Annotated in this window: 19 protein-coding genes; 7 read left to right on the top strand and 12 right to left on the bottom strand. The window is 71.1% G+C overall.

Annotated features, from left to right (window positions below):
* The first annotated feature begins 83 nt into the window (after positions 1–83).
* Complete coding sequence (locus AB0878_RS26865; protein WP_366583012.1) at positions 84–1610, top strand: AMP-binding protein; 1527 nt, start codon at positions 84–86, stop codon at positions 1608–1610.
* Here AB0878_RS26865 and AB0878_RS26860 read toward each other — a convergent pair.
* The 5 genes from AB0878_RS26860 to AB0878_RS26840 all read right to left on the bottom strand — a co-directional run bounded on the left by AB0878_RS26860 (position 1607) and on the right by AB0878_RS26840 (position 4828).
* A complete protein-coding gene (locus AB0878_RS26860) occupies positions 1607–2158 on the bottom strand; it encodes a dihydrofolate reductase family protein (RefSeq protein ID WP_366583011.1) in 552 nt (183 codons plus the stop codon). The two genes, AB0878_RS26865 and AB0878_RS26860, sit on opposite strands and share 4 nt — an antisense overlap.
* A 70-nt stretch (positions 2159–2228) precedes the next feature.
* A complete protein-coding gene (locus AB0878_RS26855) occupies positions 2229–3266 on the bottom strand; it encodes an LLM class flavin-dependent oxidoreductase (RefSeq protein WP_366583010.1) in 1038 nt (345 codons plus the stop codon).
* Positions 3266–3778 carry an SRPBCC family protein gene (locus AB0878_RS26850; RefSeq protein WP_366583009.1) on the bottom strand — a complete coding sequence of 171 codons (513 nt, stop codon included), beginning with the start codon at positions 3776–3778 and terminating at the stop codon, positions 3266–3268. Before AB0878_RS26850 ends, AB0878_RS26855 begins: the two co-directional genes overlap by 1 nt.
* Positions 3779–3867: 89 nt before the next feature.
* Positions 3868–4380 carry a helix-turn-helix domain-containing protein gene (locus tag AB0878_RS26845; RefSeq protein ID WP_366583008.1) on the bottom strand — a complete coding sequence of 171 codons (513 nt, stop codon included), beginning with the start codon at positions 4378–4380 and terminating at the stop codon, positions 3868–3870.
* Positions 4381–4432: 52 nt separating this feature from the next.
* The gene (locus AB0878_RS26840) at positions 4433–4828 is read right to left on the bottom strand and encodes a cupin domain-containing protein (protein WP_366583007.1); all 396 of its coding nucleotides are present in this window, start codon (positions 4826–4828) and stop codon (positions 4433–4435) included.
* A gap of 52 nt (positions 4829–4880) precedes the next feature.
* Here AB0878_RS26840 and AB0878_RS26835 point away from each other — a divergent pair, with 52 nt between their 5' ends.
* Positions 4881–5846, top strand: a complete 966-nt coding sequence (locus AB0878_RS26835; protein WP_366583006.1) for a helix-turn-helix domain-containing protein — start codon at positions 4881–4883, stop codon at positions 5844–5846.
* A gap of 405 nt (positions 5847–6251) precedes the next feature.
* Here the strand turns inward: AB0878_RS26835 and AB0878_RS26830 are convergent, their stop codons facing one another.
* Positions 6252–6836, bottom strand: coding sequence for a TetR/AcrR family transcriptional regulator (locus AB0878_RS26830; protein ID WP_366583005.1), 585 nt, complete (start codon positions 6834–6836; stop codon positions 6252–6254).
* 68 nt (positions 6837–6904) lie between these two features.
* Between AB0878_RS26830 and AB0878_RS26825 the strand changes: the two genes are divergently transcribed.
* Together AB0878_RS26825 and AB0878_RS26820 are read left to right on the top strand one after the other, a co-directional pair.
* Complete coding sequence (locus AB0878_RS26825) at positions 6905–7411, top strand: GNAT family N-acetyltransferase (RefSeq protein ID WP_366583004.1); 507 nt, start codon at positions 6905–6907, stop codon at positions 7409–7411.
* 147 nt (positions 7412–7558) lie between these two features.
* Positions 7559–8809: a lytic murein transglycosylase gene (locus AB0878_RS26820; protein ID WP_366583003.1), complete on the top strand. Its 1251-nt coding sequence runs from the start codon at positions 7559–7561 to the stop codon at positions 8807–8809.
* Between the two features lie 733 nt (positions 8810–9542).
* On the opposite strand, the gene AB0878_RS26815 is transcribed toward AB0878_RS26820, so the two are convergent.
* Complete coding sequence (locus AB0878_RS26815) at positions 9543–9923, bottom strand: helix-turn-helix domain-containing protein (RefSeq protein ID WP_366583002.1); 381 nt, start codon at positions 9921–9923, stop codon at positions 9543–9545.
* A gap of 114 nt (positions 9924–10037) precedes the next feature.
* Here AB0878_RS26815 and AB0878_RS26810 point away from each other — a divergent pair, with 114 nt between their 5' ends.
* Both AB0878_RS26810 and AB0878_RS26805 read left to right on the top strand, forming a co-directional pair.
* Positions 10038–10889, top strand: a complete 852-nt coding sequence (locus tag AB0878_RS26810; RefSeq protein WP_366583001.1) for an NAD(P)H-binding protein — start codon at positions 10038–10040, stop codon at positions 10887–10889.
* A 163-nt stretch (positions 10890–11052) separates the two neighbouring features.
* Positions 11053–11961 carry an SDR family NAD(P)-dependent oxidoreductase gene (locus AB0878_RS26805; protein ID WP_366583000.1) on the top strand — a complete coding sequence of 303 codons (909 nt, stop codon included), beginning with the start codon at positions 11053–11055 and terminating at the stop codon, positions 11959–11961.
* A 159-nt stretch (positions 11962–12120) separates the two neighbouring features.
* Here the strand turns inward: AB0878_RS26805 and AB0878_RS26800 are convergent, their stop codons facing one another.
* A complete protein-coding gene (locus AB0878_RS26800) occupies positions 12121–12708 on the bottom strand; it encodes a TetR family transcriptional regulator (RefSeq protein ID WP_366582999.1) in 588 nt (195 codons plus the stop codon).
* 50 nt (positions 12709–12758) lie between these two features.
* Between AB0878_RS26800 and AB0878_RS26795 the strand changes: the two genes are divergently transcribed.
* On the top strand, positions 12759–14093 hold the full coding sequence (locus AB0878_RS26795; protein ID WP_366582998.1) for a carboxypeptidase regulatory-like domain-containing protein: 1335 nt from the start codon (positions 12759–12761) through the stop codon (positions 14091–14093).
* Here the strand turns inward: AB0878_RS26795 and AB0878_RS26790 are convergent.
* From AB0878_RS26790 to AB0878_RS26775, 4 genes are read right to left on the bottom strand one after another with little or no spacing between them, the layout of a single operon-like run.
* Complete coding sequence (locus AB0878_RS26790) at positions 14065–14808, bottom strand: SDR family oxidoreductase (RefSeq protein ID WP_366582997.1); 744 nt, start codon at positions 14806–14808, stop codon at positions 14065–14067. The two genes, AB0878_RS26795 and AB0878_RS26790, sit on opposite strands and share 29 nt — an antisense overlap.
* A complete protein-coding gene (locus AB0878_RS26785; protein ID WP_366582996.1) occupies positions 14805–16310 on the bottom strand; it encodes a long-chain fatty acid--CoA ligase in 1506 nt (501 codons plus the stop codon). Before AB0878_RS26785 ends, AB0878_RS26790 begins: the two co-directional genes overlap by 4 nt.
* On the bottom strand, positions 16310–17098 hold the full coding sequence (locus AB0878_RS26780; protein WP_366582995.1) for an SDR family NAD(P)-dependent oxidoreductase: 789 nt from the start codon (positions 17096–17098) through the stop codon (positions 16310–16312). The genes AB0878_RS26785 and AB0878_RS26780 overlap by 1 nt, the downstream gene beginning before the upstream one ends.
* 23 nt (positions 17099–17121) lie before the next feature.
* Entirely contained in the window at positions 17122–17679 is a 558-nt protein-coding gene (locus tag AB0878_RS26775) for an SDR family oxidoreductase (protein WP_366582994.1), read from the bottom strand.
* Between the last annotated feature and the right edge of the window lie 37 nt (positions 17680–17716).

Genomic DNA, 17716 nt, shown 5'->3' with positions numbered 1-17716 from the left:
TTTGTGGGGTGGCCGGGTGGTCACCGCGAAGGCATCATCGCCGCACGGGCAGCGCTGCCCGTTCGACGCGAAGGGATCGGCACGTGTTCTACGACCTCGCTGTCCGCGATTTCCTCGACCGCGCGGAAACGGTGTACCCGGACCGGATCGCGGTGGTGGACGAACCCGACCAGCCCGCGGCCTCGTGGGGCGCGATCACCTACCGCGAGCTGGCCCGCCGCGCCCGTGCGCAGGCCGCGAACCTCGACGCGCTCGGCGTGCCCGTCGGCGGCCGGGTCGCGATCGTCTCGCACAACTCGGCGCGGCTGCTCACGTCGTTCTTCGGGGTTTCCGGCTGGGGCCGCATCCTGGTGCCGGTGAACTTCCGCCTCGCGCCGGCGGAGGTGCGCTACATCGTGGAGCACTCGGGCGCCGACGTCGTGATAATCGACCCGGAGCTCAAACCGCTGCTGGACTCCGTCACCGCGAAGCACGTGTTCGTGCTCGGCGAGCACGACGAGCAGATCTTCGGCGGCGACGGCGAACCGCGGCCGTGGACACCCGACGAATCGGCCACCGCCACGCTCAACTACACCTCGGGCACCACGGCGCGGCCCAAGGGCGTGCAGCTGACCCACCGCAACCTCTGGCTCAACGCCACCACGTTCGCCTTGCACACCACGCTGAACGACAACGACGTGCTGCTGCACACCCTCCCGATGTTCCACGCCAACGGCTGGGGCATGCCCTACGGAGTCACCGGCCTCGGCGCGCGCCACATCGTGCTGCGCAAGGTCGACGGCACCGAGATCCTCCGCCGCGTCGAGGAACACGGCGTCACGATCATGTGCGCCGCCCCCGCCGTGGTCACTGCGGCGCTCGACGGCGCCGCGAAGTGGGACGGCGAGATCCCCGGCCGCGACCGCGTGCGGATCGTCGTGGCGGGCGCGCCGCCGCCCACCCGCACGATCGAACGCGTGCGCGCCGAGCTGGGCTGGGAGTTCATCCAGATCTACGGCCTCACCGAGACGTCGCCGCTGCTCACGGTCAACCGCTTCCGCTCCGAGTGGGCGGACCTCGACGCCCACGAGCAGGCCAAGCTCCTGGGCCGCGCGGGCGCGCCGGCGCTGGGCGTGCGCGTGTCGATCGACACCGACGGCGAGGTGCTCGTCCAGTCGAACATGAACCTCGACGGCTACTGGGAGAACCCGGACGAAACCGCCCGCGTGCAGGAGGGCAACTGGTTCCACACCGGCGACGGCGGCCGCTTCGAAGACGGTTACCTCTCCATCGCCGACCGCAAGAAGGACGTGATCATCACCGGCGGCGAGAACGTGTCGTCCATCGAGGTGGAAGACGCCCTGAACTCCCACCCGGCCGTGCGCGAGGCCGCCGTGATCGGCATCCCGGACACGAAGTGGGGCGAGCTCGTCACGGCCCTCGTCGTCACCGACGGCACCCCCGTGACCGCCGAGGACCTGATCACGCACTGCCGCGGGCACCTGGCCGGTTACAAATGCCCGAAGCGCGTGGACTTCCTCGACGAGCTCCCCCGCACCGCGACGGGCAAGATCCAGAAGTTCAAGCTGCGCAAGCCGTTCTGGGAAGGCCAGGACCGCCAGGTGAACTAGCCGCGGGGCTCGGCAGGACGGTAGACGAGCTGCACCACCCCGTTGCCGAACACCTTCGACCGTTCCAGCGCGAAGTCCAGGCGCGGGCCGTCGGCCGGGAACAGCCGGCGGCCGGCGCCGACGACGACGGGGTGTTGCAGCAGGACCAGCTCGTCGACGAGGCCGCGCGTGAGCAGCCAGCGCACGAGTGTCGCGCTGCCGCTGGTGAGGATGGTGCCGCCGGTGCCGGCTTTGAGGTCGCGGAGCGCGGGTTCGAGGTCGCGTGGCAGGAGCGTGCTGTGCTGCCAGCCGACGGCGGTGAGGGTGGTGGACGCGACGTATTTGCGGACGTTGTTCATGAACTCCGCGCCCGGGTCGTCCGTGCGGCCGGGCCACGCTTCGGCGAAGCCCTCGTAGGTCACGCGGCCCAGCAGCATCGCGTCGGCGTCGGACAGGCCGGCACCGACGACGCGTTCGAGCTCGGGTGTCCAGTGCGACAGCGACCAGCGGTCCGGCGCCTCGACGACGCCGTCGAGTGACACGAACAACGTGGACACGATCTTGCGCATCGGAGGGCTCCTCGTTCGGGGAGCCCCACTATCCCGGAGACGGCCGGGGTCGCGCAGACGAACCGGACGATCAACCCACTTGCCGCACCAGGTCCAGCGCACGGCCGAGCGTCGACAACCGAGCGTCGAGCGAATCGCCTGACGGGTAGAGGCGGACCGTGTCGACGCCGGCGTCGCGCCAGACGCGCAGCCGGGCGCGGACCATGTCCTCGGTGCCGATGAGCGTGGTGCCCAGCACCATCTCGTCCGTCACCAGGGACGCGGCGCCGTCGCGGTCGCCCGCCTGCCAGCGGTCGCGGACCTCCGCGGCGACGTCGGCCCAACCCTGGCGGCTGTAGGCGTCGTTGTAGAAGTTGGTGCTCGCGGAACCCATGCCGCCCAAGGAAAACGCGAGTTCCTTCTTCCGAGAGCCCACCATCGTGCGCAGCTCGTCCTCGTCGGAAGCGAACGCGACTTCCGCACCCTGGCACACGTCGAGGTCACCGCGCACGCGGCCGGACTTCGCGAGACCGGCATCGAGGTGGCTGAAGTACGCCGAAGCACCTTCGGGCACGAAGCTGGTGCCGAGCCAGCCGTCGGCGACTTCGCCGGTGAGCTCCAGCATCTTCGGCGACAGCGTCGCCAGGTGGATGGGGATGTCCTCGTTGGGCTTGGACGACAGCCGCATCGGCCGCGCCTCGCCCGGCAGCGGGATCTCGAAAGCCTTGCCGGAGAACGAAATCTTCTCCCCCGCGAACGCGCTGCGCACGATTTCCACCGTCTCGCGCATCCGCGTGAGCGGTTTCGCGAACGGCACGCCGTGCAGCCCCTCCATCACCTGCGGCCCGCTGGGGCCGAGGCCGAGGGAGAACCGGCCGCCGGACATGTCGGCGAGCGTCAGCGCCGCCTGCGCCACCGCGACGGGCGTGCGCACGCCGACCTGCATGATCCCGGAGCCGAGCTGCAGCCGCGAAGTGCGCCCGGCAAGGAAGCCGAGCACCGACGGCGCGTCGGAACCCCACGCTTCCGCGACCCAGCACACGTCGAGGCCGAGTTTTTCAGCCTCCAGCACGAACTCCAGCGTCTCCGCCCAGCCGCCGGAGCCTTCGATCGTGGTCGCGGTGCGCATCAGCGCGCCGCCTCGACGCGGTCCTTGATCGCCGCGACGGTGGCGATCATCGCGTTCTCGAACTCGCGCATGCGCACGAAAACGATCTTCTGCTCCTTGTCCGGCATGCGGTCGATGGCGAACGACAGGCCCGACCGCGCCGGCCCCATCTGCATCCACTGCGTGAGCTTCGTGCCGCCGTTCTCGGGTTCGAGCGTGAAGCGCCAGGTCGCCGTGGGCGTCTCCGGGTCCGCCACCGCCCACGCGAACACGCGTGGCTCCTCGTACTCGACGATGAACGACGTCGTCGACCACTCGCCGAGCGCGTCGTGCTTGCTGTAGCCGACGAAGGAGCCGCCGAGCTTCGGGCCGGTCGCCCCGCCGCACCACTCGACGCGCTGGAGCTCCGAGCTCATCTCGGGCATGCGCTGCACGTCGGACACGAACGGCCACACCGCCTCGGGAGTGCCGTCGATCCACGTGGCCGCCTCGGCCGTGGGCTTGTCCGCGTACCGCGCGCCGGTCCACTCCATCGTGGTGCGCCTCCTCAGCTTCGACCGTCAAGGTGCCTCTGACCACGATAGTTTCGTAGTGAGACCCTTGTGTCAACGCGAGGGGCGCGTCAGCCCGCGGCTTCCTGCTTCGCGAAGCGCGCCTCGACGTCGGGCCGGTGCGCGATCTTCTCGGGGAAGCCGGGGCCGCGGCGCATCCGCGTTTCCTCGGCCGTGAGCGGCTCGCCGCAGTGCGCGCAGACGACCTCGGCGTGCGTGTCGTGGCCGCACTTCTCGTGGTGCGTCGTGATCGGCGGGCCGGCCTCACCGGCGAGCCAGCGGTCCCCCCACGCCGTCATCGCGATGAGGACCCCGAAGAAGTCCTTGCCCTTGTCGGTGAGCACGTAGTCGTAGCGCACCGGCTCGGTCTGGTAGGCCACCTTCTCCAGCAGGCCCTCGTCGACCAGCCGGCGCAGCCGGTCGGCGAGGGTGTTGCGCGCGATGCCGAGCGCCTGCTGGAACTCGTCGAAGCGCGTGACGCCGTAGAACGCGTCGCGCAGCACGAGCGGCGTCCACCAGTCCCCGAGCAGATCCATGGTCCGCGCGATGGAGCACGGCCACTGCGCGAAGGAAGTCCGTTTCATGGACGGGAGAGTACGCCGTCTCAGTCTGAAACTCAGCTGTTGGAAGCTGTGATCAGGCGATTTCCACGCGGTGGCCGACGGTCACGTCCACATGGGCGGGCACCTCGTCGTGCTCGTCGCCGACCGAGAGCGTGCCCGCGGGCTCCACCAGCAGCACGGCCGCGCCCTCCTTCGAAGACGGCTTGTGGAACGTCCCGCGCGGCACCACGAACACCTCGCCCCGGCCCAGCGTGACCACGCGCTCGCCGGCGGGTTCGCGCAGGCCGATCGCGATCTCGCCGTCGAGGACCAGGAAGAACTCGTCGGTGTTCTCGTGGACGTGCCACACGTGCTCGCCGGAGAAGCGGGCGAGGCGGACGTCGTAGTCGTTGATGTTCGCGACGATGCGCGGGCTCCACACGGCGTCGAAGCCGTCGAGCACGGTCTGCAGATCGATGGGCTGGTTCATGCGATCGATCGTCGTCCTGTCGCCCGGCCGCCGGGAGTGCTAGGAATAGCACATGTCGCAAGGATCCTCGCACCGTGTGGTGATGGTCGTGGACGACGGCTCGAACCCGTTCGAGATGGGCGTCGCGACGGAGCTGTTCGGCCTGCGCCGCCCGGAGCTCGGGCGGGAGTGGTACGAGTTCGCGCTCGCCTCGGCGCACGAGCGCGTGGGCATGCACCTGGGGATGTTCACGCTCTCGGGCGTCGCGGGGCTCGCCGCGGTCGACGAGGCGAACACGGTGATCGTGCCGAACCGGCCGGACCCGCACGTGCCGGCGGACGCCGCGGTGCTGTCCGCGATCCGGCGGGCGCACGCGCGCCGGGCACGGCTGATGAGCTTCTGCACGGGCGCGTTCACGCTGGCCGAGGCGGGCGTGCTCGACGGGCTGCGCGCGACGACGCACTGGCGCTGGGCGGCCGAGTTCACCGCGCGCTACCCCGACGTGCGGCTGGAGCCCGACGTCCTGTTCGTCGACGAAGGCACGGTTCTGACCGCGGCGGGCAGCGCGGCGGCGATGGACCTGGGCCTGTACGTGATCCAGCGCGACCACGGCGCCGAGATCGCCAACGCCGTCAGCCGGCGGCTCGTCTTCCCCGGCCACCGCGACGGCGGCCAGCAGCAGTTCGTGGAACGGCCGGTGCCCGTCGTGCCGGACGCCTCGCTCGCGCCGGTGCTGGAGTGGGCCCGCGGGAACCTCGACCGGGCCCTGACCGTCGCGGACCTGGCCGCACACGCCGCGACCAGCCAGGCGACACTGCACCGACGATTCCGCGGCGAACTGGGCACGACACCCCTGGCCTGGCTGACGACGGAGCGCGTGAGCCTCGCCTGCCGCCTGCTCGAACGCGGCGAACTGCGCCTCGACCGCGTCGCCACCGACTGCGGCTTCGGCACGGCCGCCAACCTGCGAGCCCAGCTGCGGCGCCACACGGGACTGAGCCCGTCGGAATACCGACGGCGATTCGGGCCGGCGGCCTGACCCGCTGGTTTCCGACTCGCGCAACGCGGCAGCGGCTCGGCCTGGCAGCCTCACCCCTGTGCCGGCTCGGCCCGCGGCCTGATCAGTGATCGCGCTCGCGCAGCGCGGCGGCGGGTCGAGCGGGCGGCCTCACCCCGGCGCCGACTCGGCTGAGCGGCTGACCAGCAATTTCCAGCACACGAAACACGGCGGTGGTTCGAACCCGCAGCCTCGCGCAACCCGGCAACGGCAATGTCCATGGCCTGATCGGTTTTCGAGCTCGCGCGGCGCGGTGGTGATTCGAGCGGGTGGCCGCATCCAACCCGGCAGCGGTTCGGACCCCCAACCCCACGCAGCTCGGGCCGACGGCCTGACCAGCCGGCTTCCAGCTCGCGCAACGCGGCGGCGGCTCGGCCCGCGCCCCGGTCAGTTGTCGAGCTCGCGCAGTGCGGCGGCGATCGCGTCGCGGTGGATCGCCGGTGGGTAGGTGGTGGGGTCGGCGGCAGTGAGGGCGTTGAGGCCTTCGACCAGGGCGATGAGGCGTTTCGCGGTGCGTTCGCGGCGGGGGTGGGCCCAGCGGGGGCGGCAGGCGCCCACGAGGCGCGTCACGCGGGTGACGAACGAGCGGTTGTGCGCGCGGTGGCGGTCGGCCAGTTCGGGGTCGGCCAGGGCGGCGGCGAGGAAGCCGACCCAGACGCGGGCCTCGTCGGCGGCTTCGTCGGTGAGGGTGGCGGCGTGGCAGAGGACGTCGCGCAGCACCGAGGTGGGTGGGCCGCCGGTGGCTTCGGTGGCGTCGGCGCGTTCGGCGGTGCGCTGGTGCAGCAGGTCGCGGGCGTGCAGGAGCAGGGCGCGCTTGGTCGGGAACGCGTGCATGACCAGGCCCGTGGTGCAGCCCGCGCGCTCGGCGACGGCGCGCACGGTGAGGCCGGGCAGCCCGTCGGCGGCCAGCACCTGCCACACCGCGCCGGAGAGCAGCTCGCGCTGGGCATCGACGTCACGCTGTCTTGGCACGCGGGCCTCCTTTCCGTAACATCGGTTACGGTAACACTTGTTCCGAAACCACGCGTGAAATTTTGGGGGTGCCGGTGATCGAGATCCTGCGTTCGGAGTGGGACGCGCCGGAGGCGGTGGCGCTGCGGGCGGCACAACGGGCCGAATTGGACACCCGGTACGCGACCAGCGACCACGAAGCCGGTCCGGCGCCCACCGCCGAAAGTATGGCCGTTTTTGTCATCGCGTGGTCCGACCGCACCGCGGTCGGCTGCGGTGGCCTGCGGCTACTCGGGCCGGACGAGGCGGAGATCAAACGGATGTACGTGGTGCCGGCCTCGCGCGGCACCGGCGTGTCGACGGCGTTGTTACGGGCGCTCGAAGAGGAGGCCGTGTCGCGCGGCATCACGCGGCTGCTGCTGGAAACCGGTGTCCGCCAGCCGGACGCGATCCGTTTCTACCAGCGGGAAGGCTACGAACCGATCCCGGCATTCGGCGCGTACAGCAGTGATCCACTGGCCCGGTGCTTCGCGCGATTACTCCATTCGGCGCAGTCGGCAAAAAACCGATCCGCACCTCCTGTTAAACCCCGGTGAAAATGTCCGATCGGCCAACTACGGATTTAGTGTGGGTGGACAAGACCTCGCCGTCCCGACAGATTTGGCGCAGGCACTCACAAAAGGCGGCCGTCTTCGACTAGCTTGACGGAAGAGAGGGTCCGAAAGGCGATACGGGGAGCGACGATGGCGAAACACCGGCCACGCCGGAAGTCTGTGCGCGGCAAGGCGGCGGCCGCCCTCGCGGGTGGCGCGCTCGTGGTGCTGCCGACGATGGCCGCGTCGGGTCTGCCCACTCCGCTCGCCGCCGCCCCGGCTCCCACGGCCGAGGGCACCTCGCTGCCGCCGGTGGCCTCGCCCTGGCTCCCGCCGAACATCGTGCTCCCGCCGGTCGCCGTGGACGGCAGCCTGCCGCAGCCGCCGACCCCGATGCCGCTGACCGTGCCGGGCTTCCACGTGAGCACGGGTTCGGCCACGCCGTCCGGTCCACTGGGGATTCCGGGCAGCATGCTCAAGGCGTACCAGAACGCGGCCGACATCATGTCCCGCGAGCAGCCCGGCTGCCACCTCGACTGGCAGCTCATCGCGGCCATCGGGCGCATCGAGTCCAACCACGCGCGCGGCGGTTACGTCGACGCGCAGGGCAATACGCTCGAGCCGATCCTCGGCCCGGTGCTCGACGGTTCCGGCCCGTTCGCCGCCATCCGCGACACCGACGGCGGCAGGTACGACGGCAACGCGCTGTGGGACCGCGCCGTGGGCGCCACGCAGTTCATCCCGTCGACCTGGGCGGGCTACGCCTCAGACGGCAACGGCGACGGCGTGTCCAACCCGAACAACATCTACGACGAAACCCTCGCCACGGCGCGCTACCTGTGCTCCGGCGGCCTGGACCTCTCCAGCGACGCGATGCAGCGCGTGGCCGTGCGGCGCTACAACAACTCACAGTCCTATGTGGACACGGTCATGGCCTACGCGGCCGCCTACCGCGGCGGCGTGTCGCCACTGCCGGACAGCCAGGTCCCCATCGGCGCACCCCCGGGCCCGGGCGCCATCGCGGCCGCCGCCGGAAGCCCCCTCGGCGACCCGGTCCCGCCGCCGCCCCCGGTGGTCACCCCGCCGGGCTCCCCCTCGCAGCTCCCGCCGTCCACGACGCCGGGCTCCCCCACGACGACTCCGCCGGCCACCAGCACCACGTCGCCGTCGGACTCCAGCCAGACACCACCGGCCAACAGCTCCACCCCGCCGTCTTCGGACAGCTCCACCCCGCCGTCCAGCAGCTCGACACCTCCGGCCGACTCGACCCCCCCGTCCAGCTCGACGACGACCACCACCACCACGCCGTCGCCCTCGTCCTCGGACTCGTCCGCCTCGACGGGCTCGGACACCACCACCACGCCGCCCCCGGAGACGACGAGCACCACGCCGACCAGCTGACTCTCGCCGCCTGAGCGCCGGGGCCAAGCTCCGGCACTCACGAGCCAGGACGCGCAGACAACCCGGAGCCGCGTCGCGTGAAGCGGCCTCGCGACGCCGACCCTCCGCCGGGCAGGTCCTCATGCCCGAGATACGCGAGCAATCCGGCGCGCGGTGGCCTTCCGACACCCGCAACAGCTCACGCCCCTGCTCAATGGCTGAACGCACCCAGCCGACCTGCGCACCGCCACACCTCGGTGAAGGGGCCGTTCGCCCGGCCAAGTCCTCACGCGCCACGAAGGGCGGGCGACTCGGCGCCGCGCGGTGGTCTCCTCCACGCCGCCGCAGCGCACCGCGCCCGCGCAATGACTGAGCGCGCCAAGCCTGCATGCAACTCGCGCCCCCAGACCTCGGCGAGCGGACCACTCGCCGGGCTAGTCCTCACGCGCCACGAAGCGCGGGCGACTCGGCACCACGTGGTGGTCTCCCAGCGCCGCAGCAACTCACCACACCAGCGCGGTGGCTGAGCGCACCCAGCCGGCCAGCGCGCAGCTCGCACCGTTGCGCCCCGGCGAAGCGACCGTTCGCCGCGCGAGTCCTCACGCGTCAAGAAATGCGGGTAACCCTGCCCCGCGCGCTAGCCTCCCAATACCGCAGCAGCACACCGCACCAGCGCAGTGGCTGAGGGCACCCAGCCGGCCGGCGCGCAGCTCACACCGCCGCACCTCGGCGAGCCGACCGGTCGCCGCGTGGGTCAGGAAGCGCGGGCCTCGTCGTAGGCGTCGCGGGCGTCCGTGACGGCCGGGAGCCGGCGTTCGACCCAGCGGGCCAGGCTGCGGACCTGTTCGGCGGCCTCGTGGCCCATCGGGGTGAGGGAGTAGTCGACGCGGGGTGGGATGACGGGCTTGGCGTCGCGGTTGAGGAAGCCGTCGCGTTCGAGGGTTTGGAGGGTCTGGGCGAGCATTTTTTCACTCACGCCGCCGATTTCGCGGCGGAGCTCGCTGAAGCGGTACGAGCGTTCGAGAAGGGCGCCGAGCACGAGGATGCCCCAGCGGCTCGTCACGTGTTCCAGCACGATGCGCGACGGGCAGGTCGCGCGGTTGACGTTGGGCGCCTCGGGCAGTGCTTCGGTCATGTCACCCTCCTGGTTACTCGAACACCAGTACCTTACTCTGAAGTGGGTACTTTCCGTGAGAGAGTAACGGTCCTACGGTGAGCGGCGGAAGTTCCACCGACCCGAAGGAAGAACATGAGCATCGTCATCACCGGCGCCACCGGGCTGCTGGGCCGTCAGGTCGTCGCCGACCTCCTCGCGGCCGGTGTGCCCGCGGGTGAGATCACGGCCGTGGCGCGCAGCGCGGAGAAGGCGGCCGACCTGGGTGTGCGGGTGCACGTCGGCGACTACGACCGGCCCGAGACGCTGGCCGGGGCGTTCGGCGCCGGGGACCGCGTGCTGCTGGTGTCCGGCACGGAGCTGGGCAAGCGCGTCGGCCAGCACGCTGCCGTCATCGAGGCCGCGAAGGCCGCCGACGTCGCGCAGATCGCGTACACGGGTGTCTTCGGCGGCCCGGACGCCGACTTCACCCTCGCCGACGACCACCGCGCGACCGAGCAGCGCATCCTCGACTCGGGGCTGCCGTACACGTTCCTGCGCAACAACTGGTACTCCGAGATGGCGGTCCCCGACGTCGCCGGCTCGCTCGCCCGTGGCGCCGTGGCGAACAGCGTCCCCGCCGACGGGCGCATCGCCACCGCGGCCCGCGAGGACTACGCCGGGGCCGCCGCCGCGGTCCTGAGCACCGACGGCCACCTCGGTGCTGCCTACGAGCTCAGCGGCGACACCGCGTGGAGCTACGGCGAGTTCGCCGCAGAGCTCGCGCGGCTCGGCGGCCGCCCGGTGGTCCATACCACCGTCCCCGGTGGGGAGTTCGAAGCGATCCTCACCGGCGCCGGCGTGCCGGCGTTCCTGGCGACGATCCTGGTCGACGTCGACGCCGCCATCACCCGCGGCCGCCTCGCCGGCACCCCGGGCGACCTGGCGAAGCTCCTGGGCCGCCCGACGACACCGATCACCGAGACGATCGCGAAGCTCCTCGGCTGAGTACCGTTCGGTTCGGCGGCGATCCCGGCGCCGCACAGACGGGCGATCGGATGCCGGGCACCGGGAGTTCCCGGCATCCGCGCCCGTACCAAGCCCGGCCACGCAGCTCTCGGACCCGATCAACCGGGCTAAGCTGCACGCGGCCCGAGCCCGAGGAGCGAACGTGTCCTGGAACCCCCAAGCGCTGCCCGATCTGTCCGGTCGCACCTATGCCGTGACAGGCGGGAACGCGGGGATCGGCTACTTCATCTCCGAACAGCTCGCCGGCGCCGGCGCGCACGTCGTGATCCTCGGCCGCACCCCGGCGCGGCTGGCAACGGCGGCCGAGGCGATCAAGAACCACCACGCCCACGCCGAAATCAGCACGATCCGCCTGGATCTGGCCGACCTGGAGTCCGTCGCGGAGGCCGCCGAGGAACTCAACCGGCTGGGCCGCGTGGACGGGCTGATCGAGAACGCCGGCTCCACCTCCCCCGGCCGCAAACGCCGGACGACGCGACAGGGCTTCGAACTCGCGGTCGGCACCAACCACCTCGGCCACTTCGCCCTCACCGCGCTCGCGATGCCGGTGCTCACGGCGTCCGGCGCCCGCGTCGTCCCGATGGGCAGCCTGATCACCCGGCTGCAGCCGTTCGACCTCGACGACCTGCAGACCGAACGCAAGTACTCCGAGTTCCGCGCCTACGCCCAGTCCAAGCACGCCGTGCAGTCCTTCGGCTTCGAATTCGACCGCCGGCTGCGCGCCGCCGGTTCGAAGGTCTCCTGCGTGCTGGCCCACCCCGGCTTCAGCCTCGGCAGCGCCAGCCCGCGCCGCGACGGCATCACCGACCCGAAGCCCCTGATGCGCCTGTTCGCCCCCATCACCCAGGGCAAGGACCGCGGCGCCTGGCCCGCCGTCCGCGCCGCCGTCGACCCGCAAGCCACCGGCGGCCAGTTCTACGGCCCCTCCCGCGGCGGCGTCGGCCGCCCCGTGCCGAAGACGGCCGTCAAGGTCGACCGGGACCCCGAACGCGCGGCCAAACTGTGGACGTGGTCGGAAAAACTGACGGGCACGACCTTCGACGTCGGCTGATCAACGGGGCCGCTCAAGCCTCGGCACCGACATCCACCACCTGGCGCGGCATTGCGAACGGTCTCGGATCGCCGGCCTGACCGGTCCTGCGGCGCGCAGGCGCATCACCGTTGGCCCAGCAACAAAGGGTCGGGCCGGAGAAACCCCGGCCCCGGCTGATCAACGCGGCGGTTCGAGGCCCGAGGCCAGCGCGTCCATCGCCTGGTTCAGCAGCGCCACCAGGTCCGGGTCGCTCCCCGGGTACCAGCATTTGAACGCCGCCCGGTTCGCCGCGAACGCGGTCTCCACCGTGAGCCGCACGTAGAGGTCGTCGGCGGGCAGGCCCGTGCGCGAGGCGATGGACTCGAGGGCAGCTTGCTCGACGAGCTTGTTGACGTGCGCCAGCCGGCCCCACAGCTCCGGGTATTCGCGCAGCATCAGAGCCCGCTCGCCGAAGGTGGGGTCGGCGGTGGCCTCGGTGAAGCGTTCCGTGAAGACCGCGCGCAGGGTCGTGAGTGGACGTTCCGAGGCGGGGCGTGCGGCGACGCCCGAGCGGACACCGTCGGGGGTGAGCGCCAGGGAGAAGACCGCGGCTTCCTTGCTGTCGAAGTAGTTGAAGAACGTGCGCGCCGAGACGCCGGCCTTGGTGCAGATCTGGTCGACGGTCACCTCGTGCGGCCCGCGCGAGCGGTACAGCGCGACGGCCGCCGCGCGGATCGCCTGACGTGTTGCTTCCTTCTTGCGCTCGCGGAGTCCCGCCTCTGTCATCTTTCTTACACTACTGCACTTTTGCAGTACTGCAAGATAACGTACCGGCCATGGCGGAAGAACTGGCCAAACCCTCGATCACCCGCACCCTCGCCGAGAACCTTTGGTTCCCCGTTGTCCTTTTTCTCGGTTTTGCCGTGGTCTACCTGGCCGCCTTCCACCGGCCACAGCCGCACGAGGTGCCGGTGGCCGTCGCCGGCCCACCCGCCGCGACTCGGGTCCAAAGCCAGCTCGACAAGATGAGTCCCGGCGGGTTCCACGTCGTCGCGGTCCCGGACGCGCAGGCGGCCCGCCGAGCCGTGCTCGACCGCGCCACGAGCGGGGCCTTCGCGCCGGACCCACAGCACCCCGTGCTCTACGTCGCCAAAGCCAACGGCTTCACCCTCCAGTCCCTGCTGACCCAGACCTTCACCCCGCTGACCGGCGGAAAGCTCGCCGTCGTCGACCTCGCCCCCACCGTGGCCGGCGACCCGCTGGGCAACGGGCTGTTCTACCTGCTGATCGCGTGGGGCCTGCCGAGCTACTTCGTCGTCATGATGCTGCTGCGGGCGGTCGGGCTCAGCCGTCGCGCACGGATGGCGACGTTCGTCGGCTGGGCCGCGTTCCTGTCGGTGGCGGGTTTCCTCATCGCCCGCGCCATGGACGTGATCCCGGGCGACCCGGTCGCGATTCCGCTCGCGTTCCTGTCGAGTCTCGTGGTTTCCCTCGTCTCCCAAGGACTTGTGCCGATCTTCAAGCAGTTCTTCCCCGGCGTGGCGGTCACGCTGTTCGTCATCCTGAGTTCGGCGTCCAGCGGCGGCATCATCCCGCCGCAGATGCAGCCCGCGCTGTACCGCGCGCTGCACCCGATCCTGCCGATGGGCAATCTCAACGACGCACTGCGCGGCGTCTTCTACTTCCACGGCGCCGGCGTCGCCGGGCACGTCCTGGTGCTGTGCGCCTGGCTCGCGCTCGGCATCGCCCTCAACGTGGGCCACGCGCTGTGGGTGCGGCAAAAGACCAGGCAGGAAACCCAGCCACCCGTGGAGGATCCCGTGCTCGAGATGCCGCAGCCCACGGCCCTCCCGACCCACGGCCACCGCTTCGGTGAGCTCGTGCCCATGCTGATCGGCACCGTCCGCTCCACCACCGGAGAACGCGTCGGCGGCGCGATCCTCACCGTCACCGACGGAAAAGGCCGCCAGCTCGTGCGGACCACCGCCGACGACGAGGGTGCCTTCGCCGTCGGCGGGCTGCCGGAGCAGTTCGTGGACCTCGTGGTGACCGCGCCCGGCCGCCAGCCCACCGCACGCCGGACCTTCTTCCGAGAGGGCGTCTTCCGCCGCGAAGACTTCGTGCTCGCCCCGGAACCGGCGCTTATGCCGTCCAGCCACCGTCCACGGTGAGCGTCGAGCCGGTCGTGTACGAAGAAGCGTCTGACGCCAGATACACCGCCGCACCACCGAGTTCCGGCGGCGAGGCCACGCGGTTCTGCGGGATGTTCGCCAGGATCCGCTCGCCCCACTTGCTCGTGACGAGCCCCTCCGACAGATCGGTGTGGAAGTAACCCGGCGCCAGCACGTTCACCCGGACACCCTTCGGCGCCCACTCCACGGCGAGCACGCGCGACAACGCCTCGACTCCACCTTTGCTCGCGGCATACGCGGCGATGCGGTCGAACCCGGTGCGCGCGTGCACCGACGACACCGTGATGATCGAACCCGCCCCCTGCGTGAGCATCTGCCGTCCGGCCGCGCGGGCGCAGTAGTAGGTGCCCGACAGGTTCACGTCGAGCACGCGCGCCCAGTCGTCGTCGCTGCCCTGCTCGCTGCGCCGGAACGTCGGGCTGATCCCGGCCGCAGTCACGCAGACGTCCAACCGCCCGTGGCCGGAGACGATCCGCGAGACCGCACTGTCCGCAAAGGACGGATCCGACACCGAACCCGGCAGCACCAGCGCGCCACCGATCTCCGCCGCCAGCGATGTCAGGTCGTCCTCGGTCCGCGACGTCACGGCCAGCGTCGCCCCGGCCGCGGCCAACGCCACCGCGATGGCCCGGCCCAGCCCCTTGCCCGCGCCCGTGACCCAGGCGACCTTGCCCGTCAGGTCGAACTCGTTCATCCGCGCAGATCCCTCTTCAGCACCTTGCCCGACGGCGTCCGCGGCAGCTCGTCCAGGAACACCAGCTCCGCCGGCACCTTGAACTTCGCCAGCCGCTCGCGGCAGAACGCCACCAAGGCGGCCGAGTCCCGGACCGCACCCGGGCGCAGCACGACGAACGCCTGCGGCACCTCACCCCACCGCGGGTGGCCCATGCCGACCACCGCGGCCTCGACGACGTCCGGGTGCTCGTACAGCACCCGCTCCACCTCGGGCGTCGCGATGTTCTCGCCGCCGGACACGATCATGTCCTTCTTGCGGTCCTCGACGTACAGGTAGCCGTCCTCGTCGAGCCGCCCGACGTCGCCCGTGTGGAACCAGCCGTCGCGGAACGCCTTGGCCGTCGCAGCCTCGTCGCGCCAGTACCCGATGCTCACCTTGGGCCCGCGCAACGCGATCTCCCCCATCGAGCCGATCGGCAGCGGCGCACCGGCCTCGTCGACGATCCGGACCTCCAGGTGCACCACCGGCTGTCCGACCGAACCGACCTTCGCCAGCATGTGCTCGGGGTCGTTGAAGGTGTCGCCCGACACGGTCTCGGTGAGGCCGTACGCGTCGGAGAACCACGCTTTCGGGAACGCGGCGAGGATCTTCTCCACCAGCGGCACCGGCATCTTCTCCCCGCCGCCGATGATGAACCGGATCGACGACGTGTCACGTTCCAGAATGTCGGGCAGCTGCAGGATCGCGTTCATCATCGACGGCGCCAGCCAGATGTTGGTCGGACGCTCGCGTTCGATCGTGTCCACGACCTCGGCCGCGTCGAACTTCCGCAGCACGATCAGCGAACCGCCCGCGTGCAGCGTGCCGACGCCGGGCAGGTCGAACCCGCCGACGTGGTAGAGCGGCCCGCACACCAGCGTCACGTCGTCGGCGGTGATGCCGAACTCGACGAGGTGGCCGAGGTTCTTCCACGCCAGGTTCCCGTGCGTGATCTGCACGCCCTTGGGGCGCGAGGTCGTGCCGGACGTGTACATCAGCCGCTGCAGGTCGCCGGCGCCGACCGACGCCGGCGTCACCGTGCGGCCGAGGTGCGAGCCCACGAGATCGTCGTACGACGTCCAGCCCGAAGCACTGCCGCCGAGCAGCAGCCGCTGTTTCAGGCCGGGCAACGGCAGAGTGTCCACAGCAGACTGGAACTCCGGCTCCGTCAGCAGCGCCACCGCACCCGAGTGCTCCAGGATGTAGCGCCACTCCTCGGGCGAGAGCCGGTAGTTGAGCGGGAGGAACGCCGCCCCGATCCGGTTCACCGCGAACACCGCCTCCAGGAACTCGAGGTGGTTGTAGAGCAGCAGCCCGACGATGTCCCCGCGGCCGATGCCCAGCTCCGTGAGGCCGGCCGCCAGCGCGTCGACCCGGGTGAGCAGCTCGCGGTTGGTCAAGGACCGCGAACCCTGGCTGAGCACCACTTTGTCCGGGTAGCGGCCGGTGTTGTGGTCGAGGATCGTGGCGAAGTTCGACATCAGCGCTCCTGTGCGTGGAAGCTGTGCAGCTCGCCCCCGGCCGATCCCCAGTGGATGGTGCTGATCATGCCGCCGTCGGCGACCAGGTCGGTGCCCGTGACGTAGTCGGCGCCCGGCCCGGCCAGGAACGCCACCACGCGCGCGATGTCGTCCGGCTCGCCGATGCGGCCCAGCGGCGTGTTGGCCACCGTGGCCGCGCGGATGTTCTCGTTGCCCAGCGTGTCCCGGTTCAGTCCGCTGTGGACGACGCCGGGGCTCACGGAGTTGATGCGGATCCCGTCCGCGGCCAGCTCGGCGGCCAGCTGTTTCGTCAACGCCAGGACCCCGCCTTTCGCCGCCGTGTAGGACGAAAAGCCGTACCCGGTGTGCCCGGCGATCGACGCGATCTGCACGATCGAGCCGCCGCCCCCCGCGGCCATCGCCGGGATCACCTGCTTGAGCAGGATGAAGTACCCGGTGAGGTTCACGTCGAGCACCCGCCGCCACTCGCCCACAGTGGACTCCAGCAGCTTCTTGCGGATGATGATCCCCGCCGCGTTCACCAGCACCTTCGGCGGGCCGAACCGGTCGACGGCCTGGCGCACCGCGTCGGCCACGGCCTCCTCGTCGGTGACGTCGACCGCGAACGCGGCCGCAGGAACGGAGAGTTCCTTGGCCGTGCGCTCGGCCGCCGTGCCGTCGGAGTCGAGCAGCACGAGCGCGCGGCCGTCCTCGGCCAGGCGCAGCGCGCAGGCGCGGCCGATCCCGGAGCCCGCCCCGGTGACGACCGCGCAGCCTGTCTTGTCCACAGTGGACCTCCTTCCGCGGGGCGTCAGCCCATCGCGTAACCCCCGTTGACGTCGACCACCGCACCCGTCATGTAGCTCGCCGCCGGCGAAGCCAGGAAGGCCGCGACGCGCGCGATCTCCTCGGGCCGGGCGAGCCGGCCGAGCGGGTTGTAGTCGTCGGAATACCCCTTGCCCACGATCATGTCCGTGTCCACCACGCCCGGCGCCACGGCGTTGGCGACGATCCCGTTGCGGGCCTCGGTTTTCGCGAGCCACTTCACCACCGCGTGGACGGCGCCCTTGCTGGCCACGTAGTGCGGGCCGGCGAGCACGCCGCCGACCTTGCCCGCCACGGACCCGATGCAGACGACCCGCGCGTCGTGGCCCCGCAGGAACGGCAGCGCGCCGCCGATGCACCACAGCGTGCCCTTGACGTTCACGCCGAGCACCGCGTCCACTTCGGACTCCGGCAGCTCGTCGAGGCGCATCGTCTCGCCGTAGATGGCCGCGCACGTCACCAGCGCGTCGAGCCGTTGGCCCGGCCCCGGGGGCCCCGCCCGAGGCGGCGGGGCGGGGGGGGGGGGGGGGGCGGCGGGCCCCACGCCCGCGGCCGCCACCCCCCCCCCCCGGTTATTCGCC

The sequence above is a fragment of the Amycolatopsis sp. NPDC047767 genome, assembly GCF_040704195.1.
GTDB lineage: Bacteria > Actinomycetota > Actinomycetes > Mycobacteriales > Pseudonocardiaceae > Amycolatopsis.
Note: the sequence above shows the minus strand (reverse complement) of the source record. Positions and strands in the feature narration are given on the sequence as shown.

What these genes read in the sequence shown, in the direction of transcription:
- AB0878_RS26860 (WP_366583011.1), bottom strand. Translation starts at nt 2,158, where the DNA reads ATGCGCAAGATCGTGTCCACGTTGTTCGTGTCACTCGACGGCGTCGTC.
- AB0878_RS26855 (WP_366583010.1), bottom strand. Translation starts at nt 3,266, where the DNA reads ATGCGCACCGCGACCACGATCGAAGGCTCCGGCGGCTGGGCGGAGACG.
- AB0878_RS26850 (WP_366583009.1), bottom strand. Translation starts at nt 3,778, where the DNA reads ATGGAGTGGACCGGCGCGCGGTACGCGGACAAGCCCACGGCCGAGGCG.
- AB0878_RS26845 (WP_366583008.1), bottom strand. Translation starts at nt 4,380, where the DNA reads ATGAAACGGACTTCCTTCGCGCAGTGGCCGTGCTCCATCGCGCGGACC.
- AB0878_RS26840 (WP_366583007.1), bottom strand. Translation starts at nt 4,828, where the DNA reads ATGAACCAGCCCATCGATCTGCAGACCGTGCTCGACGGCTTCGACGCC.
- AB0878_RS26835 (WP_366583006.1), top strand. Translation starts at nt 4,881, where the DNA reads ATGTCGCAAGGATCCTCGCACCGTGTGGTGATGGTCGTGGACGACGGC.
- AB0878_RS26820 (WP_366583003.1), top strand. Translation starts at nt 7,559, where the DNA reads ATGGCGAAACACCGGCCACGCCGGAAGTCTGTGCGCGGCAAGGCGGCG.
- AB0878_RS26815 (WP_366583002.1), bottom strand. Translation starts at nt 9,923, where the DNA reads ATGACCGAAGCACTGCCCGAGGCGCCCAACGTCAACCGCGCGACCTGC.
- AB0878_RS26810 (WP_366583001.1), top strand. Translation starts at nt 10,038, where the DNA reads ATGAGCATCGTCATCACCGGCGCCACCGGGCTGCTGGGCCGTCAGGTC.
- AB0878_RS26800 (WP_366582999.1), bottom strand. Translation starts at nt 12,708, where the DNA reads ATGACAGAGGCGGGACTCCGCGAGCGCAAGAAGGAAGCAACACGTCAG.
- AB0878_RS26795 (WP_366582998.1), top strand. Translation starts at nt 12,759, where the DNA reads ATGGCGGAAGAACTGGCCAAACCCTCGATCACCCGCACCCTCGCCGAG.
- AB0878_RS26790 (WP_366582997.1), bottom strand. Translation starts at nt 14,808, where the DNA reads ATGAACGAGTTCGACCTGACGGGCAAGGTCGCCTGGGTCACGGGCGCG.
- AB0878_RS26785 (WP_366582996.1), bottom strand. Translation starts at nt 16,310, where the DNA reads ATGTCGAACTTCGCCACGATCCTCGACCACAACACCGGCCGCTACCCG.